At 35.5% G+C, this 21,265-nt stretch carries 17 protein-coding genes and 1 pseudogene; 10 read left to right on the forward strand and 8 right to left on the reverse strand.

Features of this window, described 5'->3' with window-relative positions:
- Positions 1–106: 106 nt before the first annotated feature.
- On the reverse strand, positions 107–1,309 hold the full coding sequence (locus tag B5P42_RS00350; protein ID WP_113733356.1) for an LCP family protein: 1,203 nt from the start codon (positions 1,307–1,309) through the stop codon (positions 107–109).
- 314 nt (positions 1,310–1,623) lie between these two features.
- Here B5P42_RS00350 and B5P42_RS00355 point away from each other — a divergent pair, with 314 nt between their 5' ends.
- Positions 1,624–2,622 carry a YhdH/YhfP family quinone oxidoreductase gene (locus B5P42_RS00355; protein WP_113733459.1) on the forward strand — a complete coding sequence of 333 codons (999 nt, stop codon included), beginning with the start codon at positions 1,624–1,626 and terminating at the stop codon, positions 2,620–2,622.
- A gap of 34 nt (positions 2,623–2,656) precedes the next feature.
- On the opposite strand, the gene B5P42_RS00360 is transcribed toward B5P42_RS00355, so the two are convergent.
- From B5P42_RS00360 to B5P42_RS00370, 3 genes are all read right to left on the reverse strand, one after another.
- Positions 2,657–4,312: a Na/Pi cotransporter family protein gene (locus B5P42_RS00360; protein WP_002010739.1), complete on the reverse strand. Its 1,656-nt coding sequence runs from the start codon at positions 4,310–4,312 to the stop codon at positions 2,657–2,659.
- Positions 4,313–4,822: 510 nt separating this feature from the next.
- Positions 4,823–5,812 (reverse strand): NAD(P)-dependent alcohol dehydrogenase, encoded by a 990-nt coding sequence (locus B5P42_RS00365; protein WP_113733357.1) that lies wholly within the window; start codon positions 5,810–5,812, stop codon positions 4,823–4,825.
- A 183-nt stretch (positions 5,813–5,995) separates the two neighbouring features.
- The gene (locus tag B5P42_RS00370) at positions 5,996–7,198 is read right to left on the reverse strand and encodes an MFS transporter (protein ID WP_002029919.1); all 1,203 of its coding nucleotides are present in this window, start codon (positions 7,196–7,198) and stop codon (positions 5,996–5,998) included.
- Between the two features lie 320 nt (positions 7,199–7,518).
- On the opposite strand from B5P42_RS00370, the gene B5P42_RS00380 reads away from it, so the two are divergent.
- From B5P42_RS00380 to B5P42_RS00410, 7 genes are all read left to right on the forward strand, one after another.
- Positions 7,519–8,607: a DUF871 domain-containing protein gene (locus B5P42_RS00380; protein ID WP_113733358.1), complete on the forward strand. Its 1,089-nt coding sequence runs from the start codon at positions 7,519–7,521 to the stop codon at positions 8,605–8,607.
- 78 nt (positions 8,608–8,685) lie between these two features.
- Positions 8,686–10,626 (forward strand): BglG family transcription antiterminator, encoded by a 1,941-nt coding sequence (locus tag B5P42_RS00385; protein ID WP_113733359.1) that lies wholly within the window; start codon positions 8,686–8,688, stop codon positions 10,624–10,626.
- A 110-nt stretch (positions 10,627–10,736) separates the two neighbouring features.
- Positions 10,737–11,057 carry a PTS lactose/cellobiose transporter subunit IIA gene (locus B5P42_RS00390; RefSeq protein WP_002125414.1) on the forward strand — a complete coding sequence of 107 codons (321 nt, stop codon included), beginning with the start codon at positions 10,737–10,739 and terminating at the stop codon, positions 11,055–11,057.
- A 1-nt stretch (position 11,058) separates the two neighbouring features.
- On the forward strand, positions 11,059–11,364 hold the full coding sequence (locus B5P42_RS00395) for a PTS sugar transporter subunit IIB (protein ID WP_002087440.1): 306 nt from the start codon (positions 11,059–11,061) through the stop codon (positions 11,362–11,364).
- A 76-nt stretch (positions 11,365–11,440) separates the two neighbouring features.
- Positions 11,441–12,751 carry a PTS sugar transporter subunit IIC gene (locus tag B5P42_RS00400; protein ID WP_113733360.1) on the forward strand — a complete coding sequence of 437 codons (1,311 nt, stop codon included), beginning with the start codon at positions 11,441–11,443 and terminating at the stop codon, positions 12,749–12,751.
- On the forward strand, positions 12,727–13,005 hold the full coding sequence (locus tag B5P42_RS00405; RefSeq protein WP_002087437.1) for a hypothetical protein: 279 nt from the start codon (positions 12,727–12,729) through the stop codon (positions 13,003–13,005). The genes B5P42_RS00400 and B5P42_RS00405 overlap by 25 nt, the downstream gene beginning before the upstream one ends.
- On the forward strand, positions 12,995–14,080 hold the full coding sequence (locus B5P42_RS00410; protein WP_113733361.1) for a DUF871 domain-containing protein: 1,086 nt from the start codon (positions 12,995–12,997) through the stop codon (positions 14,078–14,080). The genes B5P42_RS00405 and B5P42_RS00410 overlap by 11 nt, the downstream gene beginning before the upstream one ends.
- Positions 14,081–14,254: 174 nt before the next feature.
- Here B5P42_RS00410 and entC read toward each other — a convergent pair whose 3' ends face one another.
- From entC to B5P42_RS00430, 4 genes are all read right to left on the reverse strand, one after another.
- Positions 14,255–15,694, reverse strand: a complete 1,440-nt coding sequence (gene entC / locus B5P42_RS00415) for a cell wall-binding protein EntC (RefSeq protein WP_113733362.1) — start codon at positions 15,692–15,694, stop codon at positions 14,255–14,257.
- A 717-nt stretch (positions 15,695–16,411) separates the two neighbouring features.
- Positions 16,412–17,563: an ABC transporter permease gene (locus tag B5P42_RS00420; RefSeq protein WP_412675708.1), complete on the reverse strand. Its 1,152-nt coding sequence runs from the start codon at positions 17,561–17,563 to the stop codon at positions 16,412–16,414.
- A 26-nt stretch (positions 17,564–17,589) separates the two neighbouring features.
- The gene (locus tag B5P42_RS00425; RefSeq protein WP_002087431.1) at positions 17,590–18,264 is read right to left on the reverse strand and encodes an ABC transporter ATP-binding protein; all 675 of its coding nucleotides are present in this window, start codon (positions 18,262–18,264) and stop codon (positions 17,590–17,592) included.
- Positions 18,261–19,364, reverse strand: coding sequence for an efflux RND transporter periplasmic adaptor subunit (locus tag B5P42_RS00430; protein WP_113733363.1), 1,104 nt, complete (start codon positions 19,362–19,364; stop codon positions 18,261–18,263). Before B5P42_RS00430 ends, B5P42_RS00425 begins: the two co-directional genes overlap by 4 nt.
- 211 nt (positions 19,365–19,575) lie before the next feature.
- On the opposite strand from B5P42_RS00430, the gene B5P42_RS00435 reads away from it, so the two are divergent.
- Both B5P42_RS00435 and B5P42_RS00440 read left to right on the forward strand, forming a co-directional pair.
- Positions 19,576–20,310, forward strand: coding sequence for a YwaF family protein (locus B5P42_RS00435; protein WP_113733364.1), 735 nt, complete (start codon positions 19,576–19,578; stop codon positions 20,308–20,310).
- Positions 20,311–20,398: 88 nt separating this feature from the next.
- A pseudogene (locus B5P42_RS00440) lies at positions 20,399–21,264 on the forward strand (ABC transporter permease subunit).
- The last annotated feature ends 1 nt before the right edge of the window (position 21,265 follow it).

Below are 21,265 nucleotides of genomic sequence, written 5' to 3' on the forward strand. Positions count from 1 at the left end.
ATTATAATTTAAAAATATTAAAAAAGATAGTTGGAAAGTTCTGATTTTTTATTTTGAAAGCATTAAAAAGAAGCAGTGCTCTACCTCCATAGAGCACTGCTTCACTTTATTCATTGTCATTAGACGATGTTTCTGTATCTTCACTGTTATTCTTATTTTGAGTTTCATCGTTACTTGATTCGCGTTCACTCGTATTTTCAGACTTAGATTCTTTTGTTTTCTCTGAGCTTGTTTTTTTCGAATCAGAATCAGATTTTGTATAGGCAGGTAGTCCAAGGTGACTACGAAGTTCGTTTGTAACATTAGCTAATTCTTTTTTATCTGGATTGTAGTAGTAAGTTCGGCCACCACCAGATGACTTACTACATGTATCATCACCTTTTGCCATGTAACAATCTTCACCTTCAATTTGTAATTTCTCAATTGAAGAATCTGCTCCATATTTATAGAATGAAAGCATATCATCGAATGTTAAGTTTGTAACGAATTGTCCGTTAATATCATCAATGATGTTACCAACTTTTGTTACGGATCCAACGCTTGTTAGTTTCTTTAAAATTGCTTCAATAACGAGTTGCTGACGTTGTCCACGCATCGCATCACTATCAACGTGTCGTGTTCTAGCAAGAGCAAGAGCTTCTTCACTATTTAACTTTTGAACACCTTTTTTCAGGTGAATTGCATCGGCGTTATCATTACTATCTTGTTCAGTAAATTCAACTGGTACGTCAACTTCAATGCCGCCTAAATCATCAACGATTTTCATGAATGATTTAAAGTTGAATTTTACAAAGTAATCGACGGGAACATTCATTAATTTTTCAACTGCATCAATACTAGCTTGTGGTCCACCATCTTTTCCGTTTTTAGTAGAACCAAATGCATGAGCGTGTGTAATTTTATCTTTTTTCTTTTCTACTGGAATATAAGTATATGTGTCTCGTGGAATACTTAATAGTTTTACAGTTTTGCTATCTTTATTAAATGTTGCAAGTAATAGTGCATCCGTTCTTATAGCTTCACCATATTCTTTCCCACGGACATCGCTTTCATCAACACCCATTATTAAGACAGAGACGTTATTTGTAATAGGTTTTACAGCTTTATCACGTAAATCAGATTTATCACCGCGCGCTAAATCGTGAGCGGCATTTCGAACAGCAGAAGATGCTTTATTTACTAAAAACCATGTATAACCGCCACCTATTATTAAAACTAATAGAATAACGCTTATAATAATTTTTGTTTTTTTCTTACCTTTTTTCGGTTTATTGCGTGTATTTTCTTGCAAAGATGGGTTTTGCTCCATTTCTTGTACTCCTTCATTTGAATTGAAATACGACACTCATATCCACTTATTATAATGAAATTTAGCGAAAAAAAACATTACAAATCATTTACATTTCGTAAAAATTCAATTTATTTATAAAAAGTCAGATTTTCTATATTTTATTTTTAAGATGTAGAACAAGTATAATGTGTTTTAGTAGAAATGAAAATATGTATTGTGAGAAAGTGATAGAGAAGTAAGATTTGTTGAAATATAGCCAAGAAGAAGCGGTTAGCTTTAAAAGCATTTCTTATATAATAAAGAAGGATTTTACGGATGAAGGAGAGAGCGTAATGAATCATACACCATTCCGAGCAATTGTCGTGAAAGAAAAGGAAAATAATCAATTTGAAAGAAAGCTTGTTGAGAGAGAAGTAAATAGTTTACCTGAAGGAGACGTATTAATACGTGTTCATTATTCTTCATTAAATTATAAAGATGCCCTTTCAGCTACTGGTAATAAAGGTGTAACGAGAACATATCCTCATACACCTGGCATAGATGCAGCAGGAGAGGTTGTTAGTAGTGGAAATAACGCCTTTCAGGAAGGCGATCAAGTTATTGTAACTGGATATGATTTAGGTATGAATACTTCTGGTGGTTTCGGGGAATATATTCGCGTGCCATCATCTTGGGTTGTTCCTTTACCAAAAGAAATGACTTTGAAGGAAAGTATGATGTACGGGACAGCAGGTTTTACAGCTGCCCTATCGGTATATAAGCTTATTAGAGCGGGAATTATGCCTAGTATGGGAGATGTTTTAGTAACGGGTGCTACGGGCGGAGTAGGCAGTGTAGCAGTTAGCATTTTAGCGAAGCTAGGATATAACGTAGTAGGATCGACTGGGAAAATGGAAGAGGAACAGATGCTGCTACGTTTAGGTGCAAAAAAGATGATTCATCGCGCGGAGTTGAGTGATGAATCAGGAAGACCGATGCTTAAAGGAATATACGCTGGGGTTGTCGATACCGTAGGCGGAAGCATGTTAGAAAGTTCTTTAAAGGTAGTTAAGTATGGAGGCTGTGTAACAACGTGTGGTAACGTAGCAGGGCATGAATTAAATACAACTGTATACCCATTCATATTACGAGGGATTAGCCTTTTAGGAATAGATTCAGTTCAATGTCCAGTAGATGTGAGAAGAGACGTGTGGGCATTGCTAGCAGGTGAGTGGAAAAATTCAGAGCTATTATCTTATACAGAAGAATGTACATTAAAAGAATTAGATGAGAAGTTTACACTTATACTGCAAGGAAAGTTAAAAGGAAGAACGGTTGTAAAGATGAAATGAAAAAAGAGACGCTTAAATTAGCGTCTCTTTCCTATTATAATGATTGTTTTAAATTTACTTTTCCTTGTTCACCTAAAACACCATCAGCGATATTTACAGCGTGATCACCGATACGCTCTAAGTTACTTACCATATCAACGTAGATGATGCTTGCATCACCTGAACAGCTACGTTCGTTCAGACGTAACACATGGCGTTTACGTAAAACACGTTCCATTTGGTCAATTTTACGTTCTTTTGCAATAACAGTTTGAGCTAGTTCAGTGTCAAAGTTTGTTAAAGCATTGATTGCATCTTGTAATGTTGAAATTGTTAATTCAAGCATTTCATTTAATTCAGCTAGTGCTTCATCTGATAGTGAAACGCGGTTTGAAATTTGGAAATCTACAAGTTCTACCAGGTTTTCTACATGATCACCGACACGTTCAATATCTCCAACAACACCTGCTAAAACTGAATGTTTTTCAGAGTCTGTTGGTGAAAGTGGTTTTTCTGATAGTAAAACTAAATACTCAATAATTTTTTTATCTAAATTGTTAATAGCTCCTTCTAATTGAGTAGCCATGTCAGCATGTTTTTTATCTTGTGTATTTAAAAATTGGTTTGCTTCTTTTAATCCATGTAATGAAAACTCAGCCATACGAATGATTTCTTTTTGAGCTTCTGTTAAAGCGATAGCTGGAGATTGCTCAATAAAGATTGGATTTAAATGTTGCGGTTTGAAGTTAATAGATGCATCTTCACCACGAATAATTTTTGTTACAATCCAGGCTAATACTGCAATGAATGGGAACTGAATGATTGTATTCGTTACGTTAAACGTCCCGTGTGCAAATGCAATTGTCATTTCTGGATTTAAGTTTAATGACGTTTGGAAATATTGAATTAAACTTGTAAATGGTATTAATATAATCGTAAAGATAATGGTACCGATAATATTAAAGATAACGTGAACTAATGCTGCACGTCTTGCTGCAATTGAAGTACCGATTGCTGCTAATACGGCTGTAATTGTCGTACCGATGTTATCACCGAACAATACAGGAAGAGCAGCTTGCAAATCGATTGCACCTTGACCGAATAGTTCTTGCAAAATACCGATTGTCGCACTTGAACTTTGTACAATTAAAGTGAAGACTGTACCAACAACAATTCCTAAAATTGGATTATCACTCATGCTAACCATTAACTCTTGGAATGACTCTAAAGAACGAAGAGGTTTCATACCTGCGCTCATTAATTCTAAACCGAAGAATAACATACCAAAACCGAATACAACTTGACCTACAGAATGTACTTTTTTATTTTTAAAGAAGAATAGTAAGATTGCTCCAACTGCCATAATTGGGAGAGCGTATTCTCCGATTTTAATCCCGATAATGAATGCAGTAACTGTCGTACCGATGTTCGCACCCATAATAACACCAATTGCTTGTCTTAATGTCATAAATCCGGCACTTACAAGTCCGACTGTTAAAGCGGTTGTTCCTGAACTTGATTGAATTAATACTGTAACTAACATACCTGCTAGTACACCCATAAGAGGGTTTGTTGTAAAACGATCTAGAATATCGCGAAGACGATCTCCAGCTGCTTGTTGCAGTCCATCGCCCATGTATTTAATCCCGAATAAGAAAATACCTAATCCACCAATGAACTGGAAAATCATATCTTGAATATTGTATTCCACGCATTCCACTCCTTAAATTTCATGTACGATGTAATTATTAACTAAACCTTGAGGCACTGTAAACGGTTTATCAGTAAAATTTACACTAAATTTACAAAGGGATAAAAAGTTTACAAATCTTTAAAGAAACACCTGGATTTAATTGGTTTTTTAGATGATATATCTGATCGGTTTGTAAAGAAGTCACATTTATTACACTATTTGTGGATAGTAAAAATAGGTGAAGGGAAACTACCCAACTGGGTATGTGGATTGGAATTTTATTTTGTTATGATGATGGTTCTTTGCATATTTTTTGATTAAAGTTAGAAAAATATGTAGGGAAACGGGGGAGGTTTGAAATGGATTTATTTAATGAAAGTAAAAAACGATTAAATTATTTTAAACTGTTTTCTTTTGAGATGCTCGCAACAATAAAAAAGAGCAATTCGCATATGAATTTGCTCTGCCTTTTTATGTTAAAAACTTTCGGTGCTTTGCATTTTAACAATTATGCAAAGTGTTTTTTCTTTATTTAGAATCGTCATTATGCTCCATAGTGATGACGACATTTCCCTTCTTATGTCCTTTTTCAACATATATGTGAGCTTCAATAATTTCCTCAAAAGTGTATTGCCTATCAATGACCACTTTTATTTTACCATCCTCAACAAGTTCTTTAAGGAAATTTAATGCTTCGGAAGTTTCAGGTGCGTTTTGACTTAATATGAGTTTCACGCGACTTGTCAATTTAGTCCAGAGCATTTGAGCACTTGGTAACGGTTCAACGATATTTATATAGGTACCATCTTCTTTTAACATTTTAATACACTCTGAAAAGGAGCTCCTGTTTACCGCTTCAAAGATAACATCATAAGTTTCGTCTGTAGTAGAAAAATTTTTTGTGGTGTAATCAATTACTTCGTCAGCTCCTAGAGATTTGACCAATTCTAAATTGGAGCTACTGCACACACCTGTAACTGTTGCGCCGAAATACTTGGAAATTTGTACTGCATAACTTCCGACACTTCCAGAAGCTCCGTAAATAAGAATGTTTTGACCGCTTTGAACGTTAGCTTTCCTAAGGAAAAACAAAGCTGTACGTGCTCCAATTGGGATGGCTGCGGCTTCTTCATAGGATATATTGGAGGGCTTCATGCACACTGCTCCACCTTCAGGTAGACAAATATACTCAGCATAAGAACCAAAATTTACTTGGGTAGCTGCAAAAACTTGGTCTCCTTTTTTTAATCGTGTGACGTCTTTTCCTACCGATTCAACTTCACCAGCCAATTCCATTCCGAGTATTTGTTTTTTCGGTTGCTTAAAGCCAAGTGCGATTCGAGCGGGTAGCCAAACAGAAGAGGGAACCGTAAAACTTCGTGAGCGAATATCTCCTGCTGTTACGGTTGTCGCTTTTATTTTTACTAGTATTTCATTGTCCTTAGGAGCAGGTTTTTCTATCTCTTTCAGTTGAAGAACGTCGGGGAGACCGTATTTTGTATACACTATTGCTTTCATTAATATTTCCTCCAATTCGTTCTATATATTAATATCATACGAACAACATGAATAAATAGAACAGCGGTTCACTCTTCAATACAATGCAAAAAGCAGTGTGATTTTTTTAGGAATCCACTGCTTTTTACAAATGTGTATACATGATTTTTTGGTCTAAGTACTTCGAAAAAGAACCAATTAGCATTACCCAACGGCTTTTTCTTTTGTTTTATCCCCCTGTTTTTGCTTCCGTAAGCTTGTGATGTAAATGAAAAGAAAAGCGATAAGTAATAGAGAGGAATATCGATATACAGTTGCATAGTTGGTAAAGTGTGCAATGAATCCAAAAATAATCGCTCCAGCACCAATTCCAAGATCAAATGCTGAGAAGAATGTTGCTGTTGCTACTCCTCTCCGGTGCGGTGCTACTCGGTCAATCATCCATGCTTGTAGTGCCGGTTGAATTGCTCCGAAACCACTGCCGTAGCACGCTGCGGCAATAATTAAACTCGGAATTGTAGTTGTATACGACAGCAAGATAATACCTGTAAACGTAATAATAACTCCTGGAATGATGACGAATGTATGGCCTTTCGTATCATATAATCTTCCAGAAAACGGGCGAGTTACAGCGATTGCAAGTGCGTTAAATAAAAAGAAGAGACTGATATCAGCAATCCCGACTTCCGTAGCAAATAATGTGATAAAGCTCCCAATTCCCCCGTACATTAATGTAATACATAATATTAATAATGAAGGAAGTAAAGCTTTACGCTCAATAAATCCATCGAGAAAGGTACCAGATGTTTGCTGTGGTGGTTGCGGCGATTTTTTGATTTGAAGTAGTTTCGTTAATATTAATGAAACTATTGTGCATGAAAGTGCACATAAAAAAAGAATCGTGAAGTTATATGCTTGCATAAGCCAAAGTCCGATAAGCGGACCGAGCGCCATGGCGATAGTTCCAGAAAGACCGAAATACCCCATGCCTTCACCGCGGCGAGCTTGCGGAATTAAATCTGAAACGACAGTTCCGTATGTAGTCGTTGTAATACCAAAACCAGCTCCGTGTAAAATTCGAACGGCAAGCAATAGGAAAACGGTTGAAGCGAAAAGATAACTGCCCATAGCGAGTAAACAAATAGCGGTACCGATCATTAAAATGATTTTTTTGTTGAATTTCTGCAAGGCATTTCCAGTTAGCGGCCTAATAAAAAGTGCTGCAACGGTAAACATGCCGACAACGAATCCGATATTTGAACTTGTGCCCCCAATTTCTTTCACATAAACAGGTAAAGTTGGAATTAACATTTGAAATCCTAAAAACATACATAAGTTTGCTAGAATTAGCGCAATAAACTCTTTTGTCCATAACGGTTCTCGTTTTACGAGTACTGCCTCTCCCATATATTCATCCCCTATATAAAAGTTTTCTCTATTCTTTCGAGTATATGTATTGGTCAACGTAACAGTCAAGGAAGGTGCCTTGAAAACGTATAACAATTTTCGAGGCAAAAAAACTGACAAATTTGTGTAAAAGCTACACAACTATGAAAAAAAGATGTAAAGTATAGATGTATAGACTAGTAGTTGTTATGAATGATAGAAATTGTTTTTTCTTTAAAGAAAGCGGATTCAAATTGTAGTGGAAGAAAAGGGGATACATACTTTTTCGCTACATATATTTGAAAAGGTTTACAATATGATGAAGAAAGAGGCGTGTACATATGAGACGATTAGGTATTTCTATTTATCCAGAACATTCGACAGTAGAGAAAGATAAAGAGTATGTAACATTAGCGAGTAAATACGGATTTACACGTGTATTCACATGTTTATTATCTGTAGATGGCGAAAAAGAGAAAATTATAGAAGAGTTTAAAGAAACGATCTCTCATGCAAATGCATTAGGGTTCCAAGTATTAGTTGATATTAGTCCGTCTGTCTTTACACAATTAGGTATTTCATATAATGATTTATCGTTCTTCCATGATTTAGGAGCGTACGGTATCCGTTTAGATGTTGGATTCTCTGGTTTAGAAGAATCGATTATGACGTACAATCCATACGGTTTAAAAATTGAGATTAATATGAGTAACGGTACGAAGTATGTAGATAACATTATGAGTCATAGACCAAATCGTGAAAATTTAATTGGCTGTCATAATTTCTATCCGCATCGTTATTCAGGATTATCATACGATCATTTCATTAAATGCTCGAAACAATTTAAAGATTACGGTATGAGAACAGCTGCTTTTATTTCATCATTCGATGCAACATATGGACCTTGGCCAGTAACAGAAGGGTTATGTACGTTAGAGCAGCATCGCGAATTACCGATGACAACACAGGCGAAGCATTTGTTTGCAACAGAATTAATTGATGATGTTATTATTGCGAATGCTTATGCTTCAGAAGAAGAATTACAAGCACTAGGTGCGTTAAATAAAGAGAAACAAACATTTGATATAGAACTATACGATACAACAACAGATTTAGAAAGAATTATCGTATTAGAAGAACCTCATTTTTATCGCGGGGATGTATCTGAATATATGATTCGTTCTACACAAAGTCGTGTGAAATATAAAAAAGAAGCGTTTAAACCGCATAATACGCGTGAAATTAAGCGTGGCGATCTTTTAATTGATAATGAGCAATATGGCCAATATAAAGGTGAATTGCAAATTGCTTTAAAAGATATGGTGAATACAGGAAAAACAAATGTAGTTGGCCGAATTATAGAGGAAGAAATCTTCTTATTAGATTATTTACAAGCTTGGGATAAGTTTGGATTTACGCTAAAGAAATAATGAACGCGGGATAAAAGGGAAAAAACTACTGATTTCAGTGGCTTTTTCCCTTTTATATAAAGAGCGAGAGGAAGAGCTATGACAAAAGTGCATCAGCGATTAATTTCCATTTTAGAGGAGTTTTTAGAAGAGAAATCGATGTTAAATCGAGCTTTTTTAGCGAGCCGTTTACACGTATCAACGAAGACGATTCAAAAGGATATAAAATTATTAAATGATATATTGGAAGAACACGGAGCGAAAATTGAATCACAAAGAGGGAATGGGTACGAACTAGAAATTATACAAACTAAGAAGTTTGAAGATTTTTGCGTAAATGTATTTCAAAAACAGACAGAAAAGATTCCAACTTCTTATGAAGAAAGAGTAGCTTATATTTTACACCGTATTTTAACGACAGATGGGTATGTGAAGCTTTCACAGCTAGCGGAAGAGATTTATGTGAGTAAATCTACTGTAAACTTAATTATGAAAGATGTTACGGATATTTGTAGTCGCTATGAGTTACAAATTGAAAAAAGACCATATTATGGTATACGTATTGTAGGAGAAGAATTTAATATTCGTTCTTGTTTATCACAATATGGTTTACCGCGGTATGAACATACTCCGTTTCATGAGAACTATGAGCAGACGGACACATATTTATCGTTACCCCATATTTCTCTCATCCGCTCAGTTATACTAAAGTATATCGAGGGAGGAACGATATATTTATCAGATATAGAAATTGATAATTTATCAATTCATATTGCGATTGCTTTAAAGAGATGCAGGGATGATCATTACATTCAAGCACTGCATGTAGAGGAATCTGAACTTATAATAAAGAAAGAATATAAAATTGCGAAACAGATTTTAGGGAATTTAGGGGAAGAGCTAAAACTTCAATTTCCAGAAGAAGAAAATTTATATGTGACGATGCATTTATTAAGTACTGCTGTTACAGCGAGAGATCGCTATGAAAATGTAGAAGAGCTATTAGGGAAAGACATATATGCATTCATGCAGCATATTCTTTTCAAAGTAGCGGAAGAACGGAATCTTACTTTTTATTACGATGAAGAATTATTATTTGGTTTTGGTGTTCATTTAAAAACGTTATTAAATCGTTTGAGATATAAGTTAAATACGAGAAATCCTCTTTTGGCAGAAGTGAAAAAAAATTATCCATATGCTTTTGAAATTGCAGTTCTCGTTGGAGATATAATTGGTGAATATACGGGTGAATCCATTCCAGAGAGTGAGATTGGTTATATTGCCATTCACTTTGGTGGGGCGATGAGCCGCTTGCAGGAAAATAATCAAAAGAAAAGATGTTTATTAGTTTGTGCAACTGGTCAAGGGAGTGCACAACTACTGAAATATAAAATTCTATCACATTTCCGAGATAAACTAGAGATTGTAGGTATTACAGGGTACTATCAATTGAAAGTGGAAGATCTTTATAAAGATAAAATAGATTGTATTATTAGTACGATTCATATACCGAGTGGTTTGCCTGTTCCGGTTATAAAGGTAAACTCAATATTTGATGATAAAGAGATTAAATCAATTGGTAAGCAGTTATTTACACATGTGAATGATAGTATGCAGCAATACATTAAGGAAGATTTGATCTTCTTAAATCGTAGTGCTTCTACGAAAGAAGAGGTTATTCAGTTTTTATGTGAGAAAGCTGCTGAGAAAAACTATGTACCCGCAAACTTTTATGCTTCTGTTATGGAGAGAGAGAACACATCTCCTACAGCGGTTGGAAACTTAGTGGCAATTCCGCATCCGATGCAATTATTAAGCGATACGACATTTTTGATGTTTTGTACACTCGATAAGGCGATTGACTGGGGAGATAAAAAAGTACAAGTTATTATTTTATTTAGTGTGAAGCGCAATAATAATGAAGATTTACAAAAGCTTTATGATTTTTTATATGATATTATGTCTAATCAAACTATAATAGAAAAATTGCATCAGGCTCAAGCTGTTGATGATTTTCAAGAAATCTTACTATCATTATGAAAAAGTATATTAAAACTTCCGTTACATAACGGAAGTTTTTTATGTTTAATTGTATGCGTTTTCATAATAAGATGAAAATATAGAAAAAACATAGCTTGGAGGAATTTAAAATGACTGATATGCAAACTCCATTTGCGTTAATTTTACATGGTGGTAACGCGAGAAGCGCGGCACTTGAAGCAATTGCTTTTGCAAGACAAGGAGATTTTCAGAATGCGAGTGAAAAGATGGAACTTGCTAGTGAGGAAATATCATCCGCTCATCGTATTCAAACCGATTTAATTCAAGAGGAAGCAAGAGGCAATCATGCAGAAATAAGTTTATTATTAGTGCATGCACAAGATCATTTAATGAATGCCATTACAGTGAAAGAACTTGCTGAGGAATTTATCACTCTTCATAAACGAGTGGAAGAGAAAGTGACAGTATAATATGTACATTTTATTATGTTGTGCAGCAGGCATGTCAACGAGTATGGTTGTAAGAAAAATGCAAGAAGAGGCAAAGAAACAAGGGAAGGATTATAAAATTAAAGCAGTTGATTCGGAACTTGTGAAACTGGAAATAAAAAATGCTGATGTTGTTTTAATTGGACCACAGGTGAAGTATTTGTTTCCAGCGGTAGAGTTTCTTGCAAAGTCATACGATATACCAGTTGCAATTATAGAGCAGCGAGATTATGGTATGTGTGATGGTTTGAAAGTACTTAAGCAAGCTGAACAATTAGTTTTAGCGTAATTATATTTTTTTAAATATAAACATTATAATGTTATAACTTTTACTTTTGTCAGATTGAACATAGAGAGGGTTATCGATGAATGGTTTTATGAGTTTTATGGAACAGAAGATTATGCCAACAACGCAAAAGATTGCGGGGCAACGACATTTATTAGCAATTCGAAATGGAGTTATTTCTACATTACCGTTAACGATTGTCGGGTCATTTTTCGTTATCTTTTTAAACTTACCAATTGATGCATATATGGAGTGGATTGCACCGTTTCGTCATATTTTAGATATTCCATTCCGATTTACAGTAGGCTTAATGGCTTTATACGCAGCATTTGGGATAGGGGCTTCACTCGCGAACTTTTATCAGCTCAATCAATTAAGTGCAGGATTATTATCTGTACTCGCCTTTTTACTAGCATCAGTTGAACCAATTCAAATAACAAAAGCTGTACCAGGTGTTATTGATGCAGGAAGATATATTTCAGTAGGGACATTAAGTGCTACGTCTTTATTTGGAGCTATTGTGACAGCATTAATTGCAGTAGAAATTTATCACTTTATGATTAAGCATAATATTTCGATTAAATTACCAGATAGTGTACCACCAGCAGTTGCAAACTCGTTTGCAGCATTAATTCCAACTTTAGTAGTTATTCTTTTATTCTGGGGTATTCGTTACGGTTTGAAATTTGATGTAAACACAACAATCACATATTTAATCGCACCATTAAAATCAGTATTAGTAGGAAATAATTTATTCGGCGGTTTATTAACAGTATTCTTAATCGTGTTCTTCTGGTCGTTCGGTATACATGGCCCAGCGATTTTAGGACCAATCATCCGTCCGATGTGGGATTCAGCAATTCTTGAAAATATGGAAGTATTCACGGCTACAGGAAATGCACATCAGTTACCAAACTTATTTACAGAGCAATTTATTCAATGGTTCGTATGGATTGGTGGATCAGGCTCAACGTTAGCTTTAGTAATTATGTTTATGTTCTCTAAATCTAAGTTCTTAAAAGAGTTAGGTAGATTATCATTCGTACCAGGTTTATTCAATATTAACGAGCCAATTATTTTCGGGGCACCAATTGTAATGAATCCAATCTTAATTATTCCGTTCGTTATTACACCGTTAGTTACAACGACGGTATCATATTTCGCAGTTGTTTCAGGTATGATTCCGCTCATGATGGCGAAGCTGCCATTTACGATGTTAGCGCCGATTGCAGCGATTATTAGTACGGACTGGACAATTATGGCTGGTGTACTTGTACTTGTTAACTTTGTTATCTCATTCGTTATTTACTATCCATTCTTCAAAATGTATGAGAAGCAACAATTAGCAGGAGAGGAGAAAACAGAATGCTCGGAGCAATTATCATCTTAATTACATTCGTGGCGGGGCAGTGTATTGCACATTATTCAAAATGGGTACAAAGTAAATCGCTATTAGTTTTACTACTTGTGTCGATATTATTTATCGGATGTTCAATGGGAGCTTATGTGGCATTTAGTTTAGAATCACCGTACTTTATCATCGTACCAACGATTTTATGTGCGACATGTTTATCTGCAAAATATAGATTTACAAGCATGGCATTAATACAACGTGTGAAGGAGATGCAAAAGCATGGAGCGTAAATTAGGAATTTCACTTTATCCAGAGCATTCAACGAAAGAACAAGATATGGCATACATTTCGGCAGCGGCACGCCACGGTTTTTCAAGAATATTTACATGTCTATTATCTGTGAATCGTCCGAAAGAAGAAATTGTGGCTGAATTTAAAGAAATTATTAATCATGCAAAAGAGTACAATATGGAAGTTATTTTAGATGTAGCTCCAGCAGTATTCGATCAACTTGGTATTAGCTATAGTGATCTAGCATTCTTCGCAGAGTTAGGTGCAGATGGAATTCGTTTAGATGTAGGGTTTGACGGGTTAACAGAAGCGAAAATGACGAATAATCCATATGGTTTAAAAATTGAGCTGAATGTAAGTAATGATATTGCCTATTTAGAAAATATCCTTTCGCATCAAGCGAATAAATCAGCTTTAATTGGTCGTCACAATTTTTATCCGCAAAAATTCACTGGTCTTCCGTATGATTATTTCATTCGCTGTAGTGAACGCTTCAAAAAGCATGGTATTCGCAGTGCAGCCTTTATTACATCGCATGCAGCTGACATCGGTCCATGGGATATTAATGACGGATTATGTACGTTAGAACAACATCGTAACTTACCAATTGAAGTACAAGCGAAACATTTATGGGCAACAGGGCTTATTGATGATGTTATTATCGGAAATGCTTATGCGAGTGAAGAAGAGTTAGAGAAACTAGGAAACTTAAATCGTTACATGTTACAGCTAAAGGTACACTTTGTAGACGAAGCGACTGAAGTAGAGAAGAAAGCAACACTGCAAGAATTACACGTAAGACGCGGCGACATAACAGAATATATGGTACGTTCTACAGAAGTACGTAAAAAGTACAAAGACTCTGACTTCCCAGTGCGCGAAAGTGTAGGACAGGAAAGAGGGCAAGTTGTAATAGGTAATAACTCATTTGGTAAGTATAAAGGTGAACTACAAATCATCTTGAAAGAAATGCCAATAGATGAACGGAAAAATATTGTCGGTACAATTGCAGAAGAAGAGTTATTCTTACTAGATTATGTAGGAGCTTGGACACAGTTTACTTGTGTGGAATAGGGAAGGTAAGAGAGTATGCTATAGCATACTCTTTTTTCTGTTGAAATAGTAGTCTATCGTATATAGAATTCAAAGGGATAGATTTAACTCGGACGGGGGAGAAGGAGAAAGAATGTAAGAATCATAAAAAAGAGTCAGTCTCAACGTTGAGACTGACTCTTTTTTATATAGTAATTAGTTTAAAATTTTCACTGTAACTGTTTTACGTCCCCAGTTACTTGATGTACCTTTATCTGGCATTAAAACATCGATTTTATTTCCTTTAATAGCTCCACCAGTATCACCAGCGATTGCCACTCCGTAACCTTCAACCCATACTTTTGAACCTAATGGAATGACACTTGGATCAACTGCAATTAGTTTCATGTTTGGATTAGCTGTTAAGTTATGACCCATAGCTGATTTTACTTGGTCTCCTGCTTTGTAACCATTTTCAAGTGGATCCGCTGTGTAAGCTGTTGCTTGAACTCTTAATTCACGAGAAGAAGATGGTGCACTTGTTTCAGTTTCTTTCGCAACAGGTTGTTGTGTAGCTGGTTTTTGAGCTTTAGCCGCTTCACGAGCTTTATCTGCCTCTTGAGCCTTAGCTGCTTCACGAGCTTCAGCTGCCTCCCCGGCTTTAGCCGCTTCACGAGCTTCAGCTGCCTCTTGAGCTTTAGCCGCCGCTTCACGAGCTTCAGCTGCTTCTTGAGCTTTAGCCGCTTCACGAGCTTTAGCTGCCTCTTGAGCCTTAGCTTCTGCTTGAGCTTCAGCTTCTGCCTGAGCTTTAGCTGCTTCACGAGCTTTAGCTGCTTCTTGAGCCTTAGCTTCTGCTTGAGCTTTAGCTGCTTCAGTTGCTTCTTGAGCTTTAGCTGCTTCACGAGCTTTAGCCGCTTCTTGAGCCTTAGCTTCTGCTTGAGTTTCAGCTGCTTCACGAGCTTTAGTTGCTTCTTGAGCCTTAGCTTTTGCTTGAGTTTCAGCTACTTCCCCGGCTTTAACTGCTTCACGAACTTTAGCTGTATCTTGAACGTTAGTTACTTTTTCAGCTTTAACTACTGGCTGAACTTTAACTGGTGCTTTTCCTGTTAAGTAAGGAATGTGCACATAAGCTGTTTGGCCGTTATATTCAAATTGAATCCAATCATTTTGTACTTGGTGTGTTGTTTCGATTACATCATCTTTTTTCAATTTACCAAGAATCGCTGAATCTGTATTCGCTCCAGCACGTACGTTTAATACGTTTGCTGTTACGTAGTAAGTATCTTTTGTGTAGTCAGCGCTTATGAAAGCCTCTTTACCACTATTTAATTTAACTTTTGACCATCCGTTTTCTGTATGTAAAACGTTAACTTTATATCCATCTAATAACTTTCCGACAACTTGTGATTCAGTAGTTGGGTTTTCTCGTACATTTAGTACATCAGTCGTTACGATTGTTTCTGCTTTAGCAGATGTTGTGAAAATCCCAAGACCAAAAACCGCTGCTGTTGCTATACCCATAAATTTTTTCATAATAGCCTCCATTGCATTTGTTTTCGTTGACCTCATTATAGCAACCATTATTTTCTTATTTGCGGAAAACACAAAACTACAAAGCATTCGTAACGAGGCATTAATATTCTGTAATAATTCCATTAACATCCTGATAGCGTTTTCTTTGCGTTTTCGAGGGGATTAGAACATACGATTCATAAAATCAACACTTTTTTAATTACTAATAGATTAATAATGTATCAGTAGTGTTACTCGAATGTTTCTGTAACGTTACAAAAAAGGGGTATTTAACTATTTGAATCGTAATGTAGTTATGAAAATATAATCTTCTTGTGTGTGAAGTCGTATATATAGGGGGGATTTTAATGAAATAGAGATATAATTGTTACAAAATAAGTTGTAGTATGGAAAAAATTACGCCTTGAATTTGTTCTTTTACATATTATTTTTGCAATAATAGGATTGTAGGATAGTGGTAATGCGAAATGAAAGTTGCAAGGATAAAAAGATAATCGCAACATGAAACATATATAATAGAAGAAACATGATTTAAAGGGATGATATCGTTATGAGTTGGTTCGCGAGTTGCAGTAGAATTATCCCGCTATTTGTGGGCAGTAAAACCCTCACCTCAAAATTCGGCTGAAGCAAAGAAGTTAGGTGGGAGATTAACTGCCCGTAAAAGCCCGATTGGTGAAGGCTAATAATCAGTGGGGGATGAACAAAACCCCCACTGATTATAGTTTCACTTTATATAATAGAAGTTAGAGGTTCTTATTTTTGTCAAAACGTCGATGAAATTACATTTGCCTTCAACAAAATAAAAAACGTAGGAGTGTAAACTCCTACGTTTTTTATTTACTCATATCGTAAACATTCAATTGGATCAAGTTTAGCAGCTTTGTTTGCTGGTAGTAAACCGAATGCAATACCGATTAGCATTGAGATACCTACTGAAAGAAGTCCAAGTTCTTTTGAGATAACGAGTGGCCATCCGGCAAAGATTGAGACGATCCAAGCGAAGAAGATACCGAGCATGAATCCGATGAAACCACCGAGTCCTGTTAAAATACAAGATTCAATTAAGAATTGTGTTAATACTTTACCGCGCGTTGCACCAAGTGCTTTACGAATACCGATCTCACGTGTACGTTCTGTTACAGATACAAGCATGATGTTCATTACACCGATACCACCAACAAGTAAGGAGATAGCGGCAATGCCACCGAATACCATTTTCATCATACCGATGGATTCGTCTAATTGCTTCGTAAATTCACCTAAGTCCTGTGCTTCGAATTTGTGCTCGAATTTAGGAGCTTTCATGTCGTTTAAAACAGAAACAGCTTGTTTTTCTACACTTTTACGTTCTGTTGGAGAGGTCATTGTTAATTTTACAGAGTCATACTCATTTACTCCTGAAATGACAGGCGCGTTTTCAAGAGATGTATAACCTTCAGGCATAGCCATTCCAAATTCGTTTTTCGTTTCGTATACACCGACTATTTTATACGGCTTTCCTTTTATATCAGTGTATAAATTTGATTCCCAACCACTAAATAATTTGTTGAAAGCTTCTTCATTTAATATAACAGCAGGAATTGCTTGGTTTAATTCGCTGTCGTTTAATTCACGACCGTGAACTAATTTTATTTTCGAATCTGTCATAAAGGCGCCTGTTCCACCTTTTAAATCAAGAGAGACATCTTTTGAACCAGAAGATGCTTTTACTTTCATACTTACATCTGGATAAACATCTTTAACGCCTGGTACAGTTTGAAGACGTTTTAGCATATCAGGTGTGATTTTGGCACTATCAGTTCCATAATCAGGGTTGTTGTAGTAAATCGTTACTTCAGTATCTTTTCCTTGGCCTAACTCTTTTTTAAACTTTGCATTTGTACCATCACCCATTGAAATGATAGTAATAATGGCGCTAATACCGATAATAATACCTAGCATTGTTAATATAGAACGCATTTTATGAGCAAAGATAGAGGAAAGGGCCATGCGTATATTTTCACTCGTGTTCAAAATTAACCTCTCCAATCTTGGACGATATTTCCGTCACGAATTACAATTTGACGTGCTGCCGCTTCCCCAATTTCACGATCGTGGGTAATCATAATGATTGTTGAGCCTTGTTTGTTTAATTCGTAAAAGAGATCCATAATTTGTGTACTTGTTTTCGTATCAAGTGCACCCGTCGGTTCATCTGCTAAGAGAAATTTCGGGTTATTTACGATTGCACGTGCGACTGCGACACGCTGCTTTTGTCCACCTGACAATTCATTTGGTAAGTGAGTAGCACGATCAGCTAAACTGACTTTTGTTAAAGCTGCTAATGAGCGCTCACGTCTTTCTTTTTTATCGACTCCAGCGTAAATAAGAGGTAGTTCTACATTTTGAAGTGCTGTAAGTCTCGGTAATAACATAAAGTTTTGGAATATGAATCCGATCTCTTTATTACGAACATGTGCAAGTTCTGTTTCAGACATGTTTGAAATGTTTTGACCAGCTAGTTCGTACGCACCTGTCGTTGGTTTATCTAAGCAACCGATAATGTTCATTAATGTTGATTTACCAGAACCAGATGGTCCCATAATAGAAGTGAATTCTCCTTGGTTTAGTGTTACATCAATTCCGTGTAATATTTGAACGGACTCTGCACCATTTTGGAAAGATTTCGTGATGCCTTTTAAGTTAATCATTGAGTGACAACCTCCATACCGTCTTTTAAGTCTTTTTCAGGTTTAGAGATAATTTCCTCTCCTTTTTTCACTCCAGAAACTTTTGCTTCGCTATCTGTCTCGAATTCAACAGTAACTGCTTGTTCTTTCGCTTTACCGTCTTTTACAACGAAGACAACACTTTTGTCACCTTTTTTCACAATGCTGCTTTTCGGAACAATTGTACCAGTTGCTTCGCCGGATTTACTTGTTACGTAAACATGGAAGCCGTTTTGTAATTCTTCACTATTATCTAATGTGACAGTGAATTGATAATTAGAAACAGTTTTATTTTCGTCCATGCTCTTTAATGGTGTAGAACCGATTTCTGTTACTTTTCCTGTCCAAGTCTTACCAGCGACAGTTTTTGATGAAACAGTTACTTCTTGCCCAACTTTCATACTAGCAAGTTCATATTCAGAAAGTTGACCTTTTACTTTAAATTGACCAGCGTGACGAAGTGTAATGCCACTCATACTTGTTTTTTCATCAGCAGTTTTTACGATATCATCAATTACACCGTCGGCTGGACTCGTTACAGAAAGTGTGTTTACTTTCTCTTTTGCTACTTTAATCATTTCATCAGCTTTTTCTACTTCAAACTTCTTCATTTCAAGTTGTGATTCTAATTGTTGTACTTCAATTTCTGATGCTTTTAATGCTTCAGCGGGAAGGCCTGCATTTTTATCTTTTTGTAATTTTTGTTTCGCTGCATCAATTTGTTTTTGGAACAATGTTACTTCTTTTTGTGCGATTTTCTTTTGCATTTCTGCTTCTGTTACACCTTGTTTAGCAGTAGGGTCATTATATTTAAATAGAAGCTGACCTTTTTTCACTTCATCACCTTTTTTAACAGCTAATTCATACGTACCTTTTGTTGGATCGAATGAAATTGTTTCAATACCATTTGGAATAACTTCGCCGCCAAATTTTTGTGCATTTTCAATTTGTTTTTCCGTAATTTTATAACCGCTATATGCCATTGCTACTTCTGAACTACCGCCAGCAAATGCAAAATATGATCCAGCTGCAATTCCGATCGCTACTACACTAGTAATTAACACTTTATTTTTCTTCTTCATCTATTTATCACCTTTTCGTTCGTTTTAGTATCTACATTAAGTATAAAAGAGGTGAAGAATCTGACAAATCGTTTTAGCTTACAATAACCTTACAGTTTTGTAAGGTATCGATATGTAAATGTAAGGTAGAGGTTGTCCCAGCCTAAGCAAATGAGTTGACTCGTTGTTTTTTTCTTACAATAATATTGTGTGAAGGAGAGGAGGAAGGAAGATGGAAGTTTATTTTAGTACGCATCCATTAAAACCGTTTATTCCATACTCAAGGCAACATGCTATTATATTATTTATTATGTTGGTGGGGATAGTTTTTCTATATCAATACCAAGATGTATTACGTCAAAGTGAGTGGAATATAACGGTTCGATATGCGATTGCATTTTTATTTATTGGAAGCGAAATTGGGCTTCATATGTGGGAATGGAAAGCGGGGATTTTTGAGCTAGGCACTTCATTACCATTTGAGTTATGTACGATAAGTTTGTTGTTAGCGTCGATTATGATTGTAACGAAAAGTTATCGAATATATGAGATTGTGTTTTTTACAGGGATTATCGGTGCATCACAAGCCATTTTAACGCCGAACGTGCAATACGCTTTTCCGCATTTTCGCTTTATAGAATTCTTCATTGCACATGTATTACTCATTTGGGCACCGCTCTTTATGACGTGGGTAGAAGGATATAGACCTACCTTGCAATCGATTAAGCGTACGATGATATTTTTAAACATAGTAATTCCAATCGTTTCATTTGTTAATTATAAAACGGGTGGCAATTATATGTTTTTAGCTCATAAGCCAGAAACTGCTTCATTACTCGATATGTTAGGGCCGCATCCTTACTATATTATTTCATTAGAAATAGCTGCGCTTATGGGATGTTTCATTTTGTATATACCGTTTGCGAAAAGAGAAGGGCATGCGCATAAAGAATCACTAGGGTCATAACCTAGTGATTTTTCTTTATAAATATTTACAATTCAGAAAATTAAGAATAAAATTAGAGGGTAAATTATATATAGAGAGAAGGGAAAACGTGGTCAAAAAAGTTTTTCTGAATGGGATGGAAGTGACAATTCAATTTATTATTTCGATTTTGGGCATTATTTGTATAGGAGCACTGCCGAAATTATTTTATGGATTTGAGCTGCATGCATCAAAGTACATACAGAGTTTAAAAGAAGTGTTTGTGAACTTAATGGATATCTCCAATTTGCAATATGTGAGAGGTAAATTTTTATTTCCGCAGTTGTTCGTCCATTATAAAGAAACGATTGTTATTTTTTTGGCTGCTTTTTTCATTTCATTATTTGTAGCATTTTGTATTGTTTATATGATTATGAGTAGTTCACCGCGTATACAACATCGAATTAAATCATTTCTCATCTTCCTAGAATCCATTCCAGACATTCTTCTTATTTTAGGATCACAAATTTTAGTTATATGGTTTTTTAAACAAACAGGTTTTTACCTTTTCAAATTGCGTCAATTGGAGGCGAGTCGATTAGAGGATTGCCAATATTTTGTTTGAGTATACCGACTACGATTCTGTTTGTAAAAATGTTAGTGCTTCGTTTTGAAAATGAGCTAGAAAAAGATTATGTACTATTTGCTAAGGCGAAAGGGCTAAATCGTATTCATATTTTAAATCGTCATGTTTTACGAAATGTGTTGCTTAGTACACTTTTCTTTGCGAAAACAAATATCTTTTTTATGTTATCTAATTTATATATTATAGAATGGATTTTTAATACGGGTGGTATTTTTATGTTTTTGAAATCTTATGAAGGTATTAGGGTGGAGGTTTTCATCGTTAGTGTGCTACTTATTTATATTCCGATTTTTATTTTGTTTAAATTGTTTCATTATCTCATTCCAGCTGCGATGAAGGAGAGACTATAAT

Origin of the sequence: Bacillus sp. SRB_331, assembly GCF_003264175.1 — a bacterium.
Taxonomy (GTDB): domain Bacteria; phylum Bacillota; class Bacilli; order Bacillales; family Bacillaceae_G; genus Bacillus_A; species Bacillus_A mycoides.

Excerpts from the sequence above, each read along its gene's own strand:
- B5P42_RS00435 (WP_113733364.1), top strand. The coding sequence starts at position 19,576 with ATGGAAGTTTATTTTAGTACGCATCCATTAAAACCGTTTATTCCATAC.
- B5P42_RS00355 (WP_113733459.1), top strand. The coding sequence starts at position 1,624 with ATGAATCATACACCATTCCGAGCAATTGTCGTGAAAGAAAAGGAAAAT.
- B5P42_RS00370 (WP_002029919.1), bottom strand. The coding sequence starts at position 7,198 with ATGGGAGAGGCAGTACTCGTAAAACGAGAACCGTTATGGACAAAAGAG.
- B5P42_RS00430 (WP_113733363.1), bottom strand. The coding sequence starts at position 19,364 with ATGAAGAAGAAAAATAAAGTGTTAATTACTAGTGTAGTAGCGATCGGA.
- B5P42_RS00350 (WP_113733356.1), bottom strand. The coding sequence starts at position 1,309 with ATGGAGCAAAACCCATCTTTGCAAGAAAATACACGCAATAAACCGAAA.
- B5P42_RS00420 (WP_412675708.1), bottom strand. The coding sequence starts at position 17,563 with ATGGCCCTTTCCTCTATCTTTGCTCATAAAATGCGTTCTATATTAACA.
- B5P42_RS00395 (WP_002087440.1), top strand. The coding sequence starts at position 11,059 with ATGTACATTTTATTATGTTGTGCAGCAGGCATGTCAACGAGTATGGTT.
- B5P42_RS00425 (WP_002087431.1), bottom strand. The coding sequence starts at position 18,264 with ATGATTAACTTAAAAGGCATCACGAAATCTTTCCAAAATGGTGCAGAG.
- B5P42_RS00400 (WP_113733360.1), top strand. The coding sequence starts at position 11,441 with ATGAATGGTTTTATGAGTTTTATGGAACAGAAGATTATGCCAACAACG.
- B5P42_RS00365 (WP_113733357.1), bottom strand. The coding sequence starts at position 5,812 with ATGAAAGCAATAGTGTATACAAAATACGGTCTCCCCGACGTTCTTCAA.
- B5P42_RS00385 (WP_113733359.1), top strand. The coding sequence starts at position 8,686 with ATGACAAAAGTGCATCAGCGATTAATTTCCATTTTAGAGGAGTTTTTA.
- B5P42_RS00405 (WP_002087437.1), top strand. The coding sequence starts at position 12,727 with ATGCTCGGAGCAATTATCATCTTAATTACATTCGTGGCGGGGCAGTGT.
- B5P42_RS00380 (WP_113733358.1), top strand. The coding sequence starts at position 7,519 with ATGAGACGATTAGGTATTTCTATTTATCCAGAACATTCGACAGTAGAG.
- B5P42_RS00410 (WP_113733361.1), top strand. The coding sequence starts at position 12,995 with ATGGAGCGTAAATTAGGAATTTCACTTTATCCAGAGCATTCAACGAAA.
- entC (WP_113733362.1), bottom strand. The coding sequence starts at position 15,694 with ATGGAATTATTACAGAATATTAATGCCTCGTTACGAATGCTTTGTAGT.
- B5P42_RS00390 (WP_002125414.1), top strand. The coding sequence starts at position 10,737 with ATGACTGATATGCAAACTCCATTTGCGTTAATTTTACATGGTGGTAAC.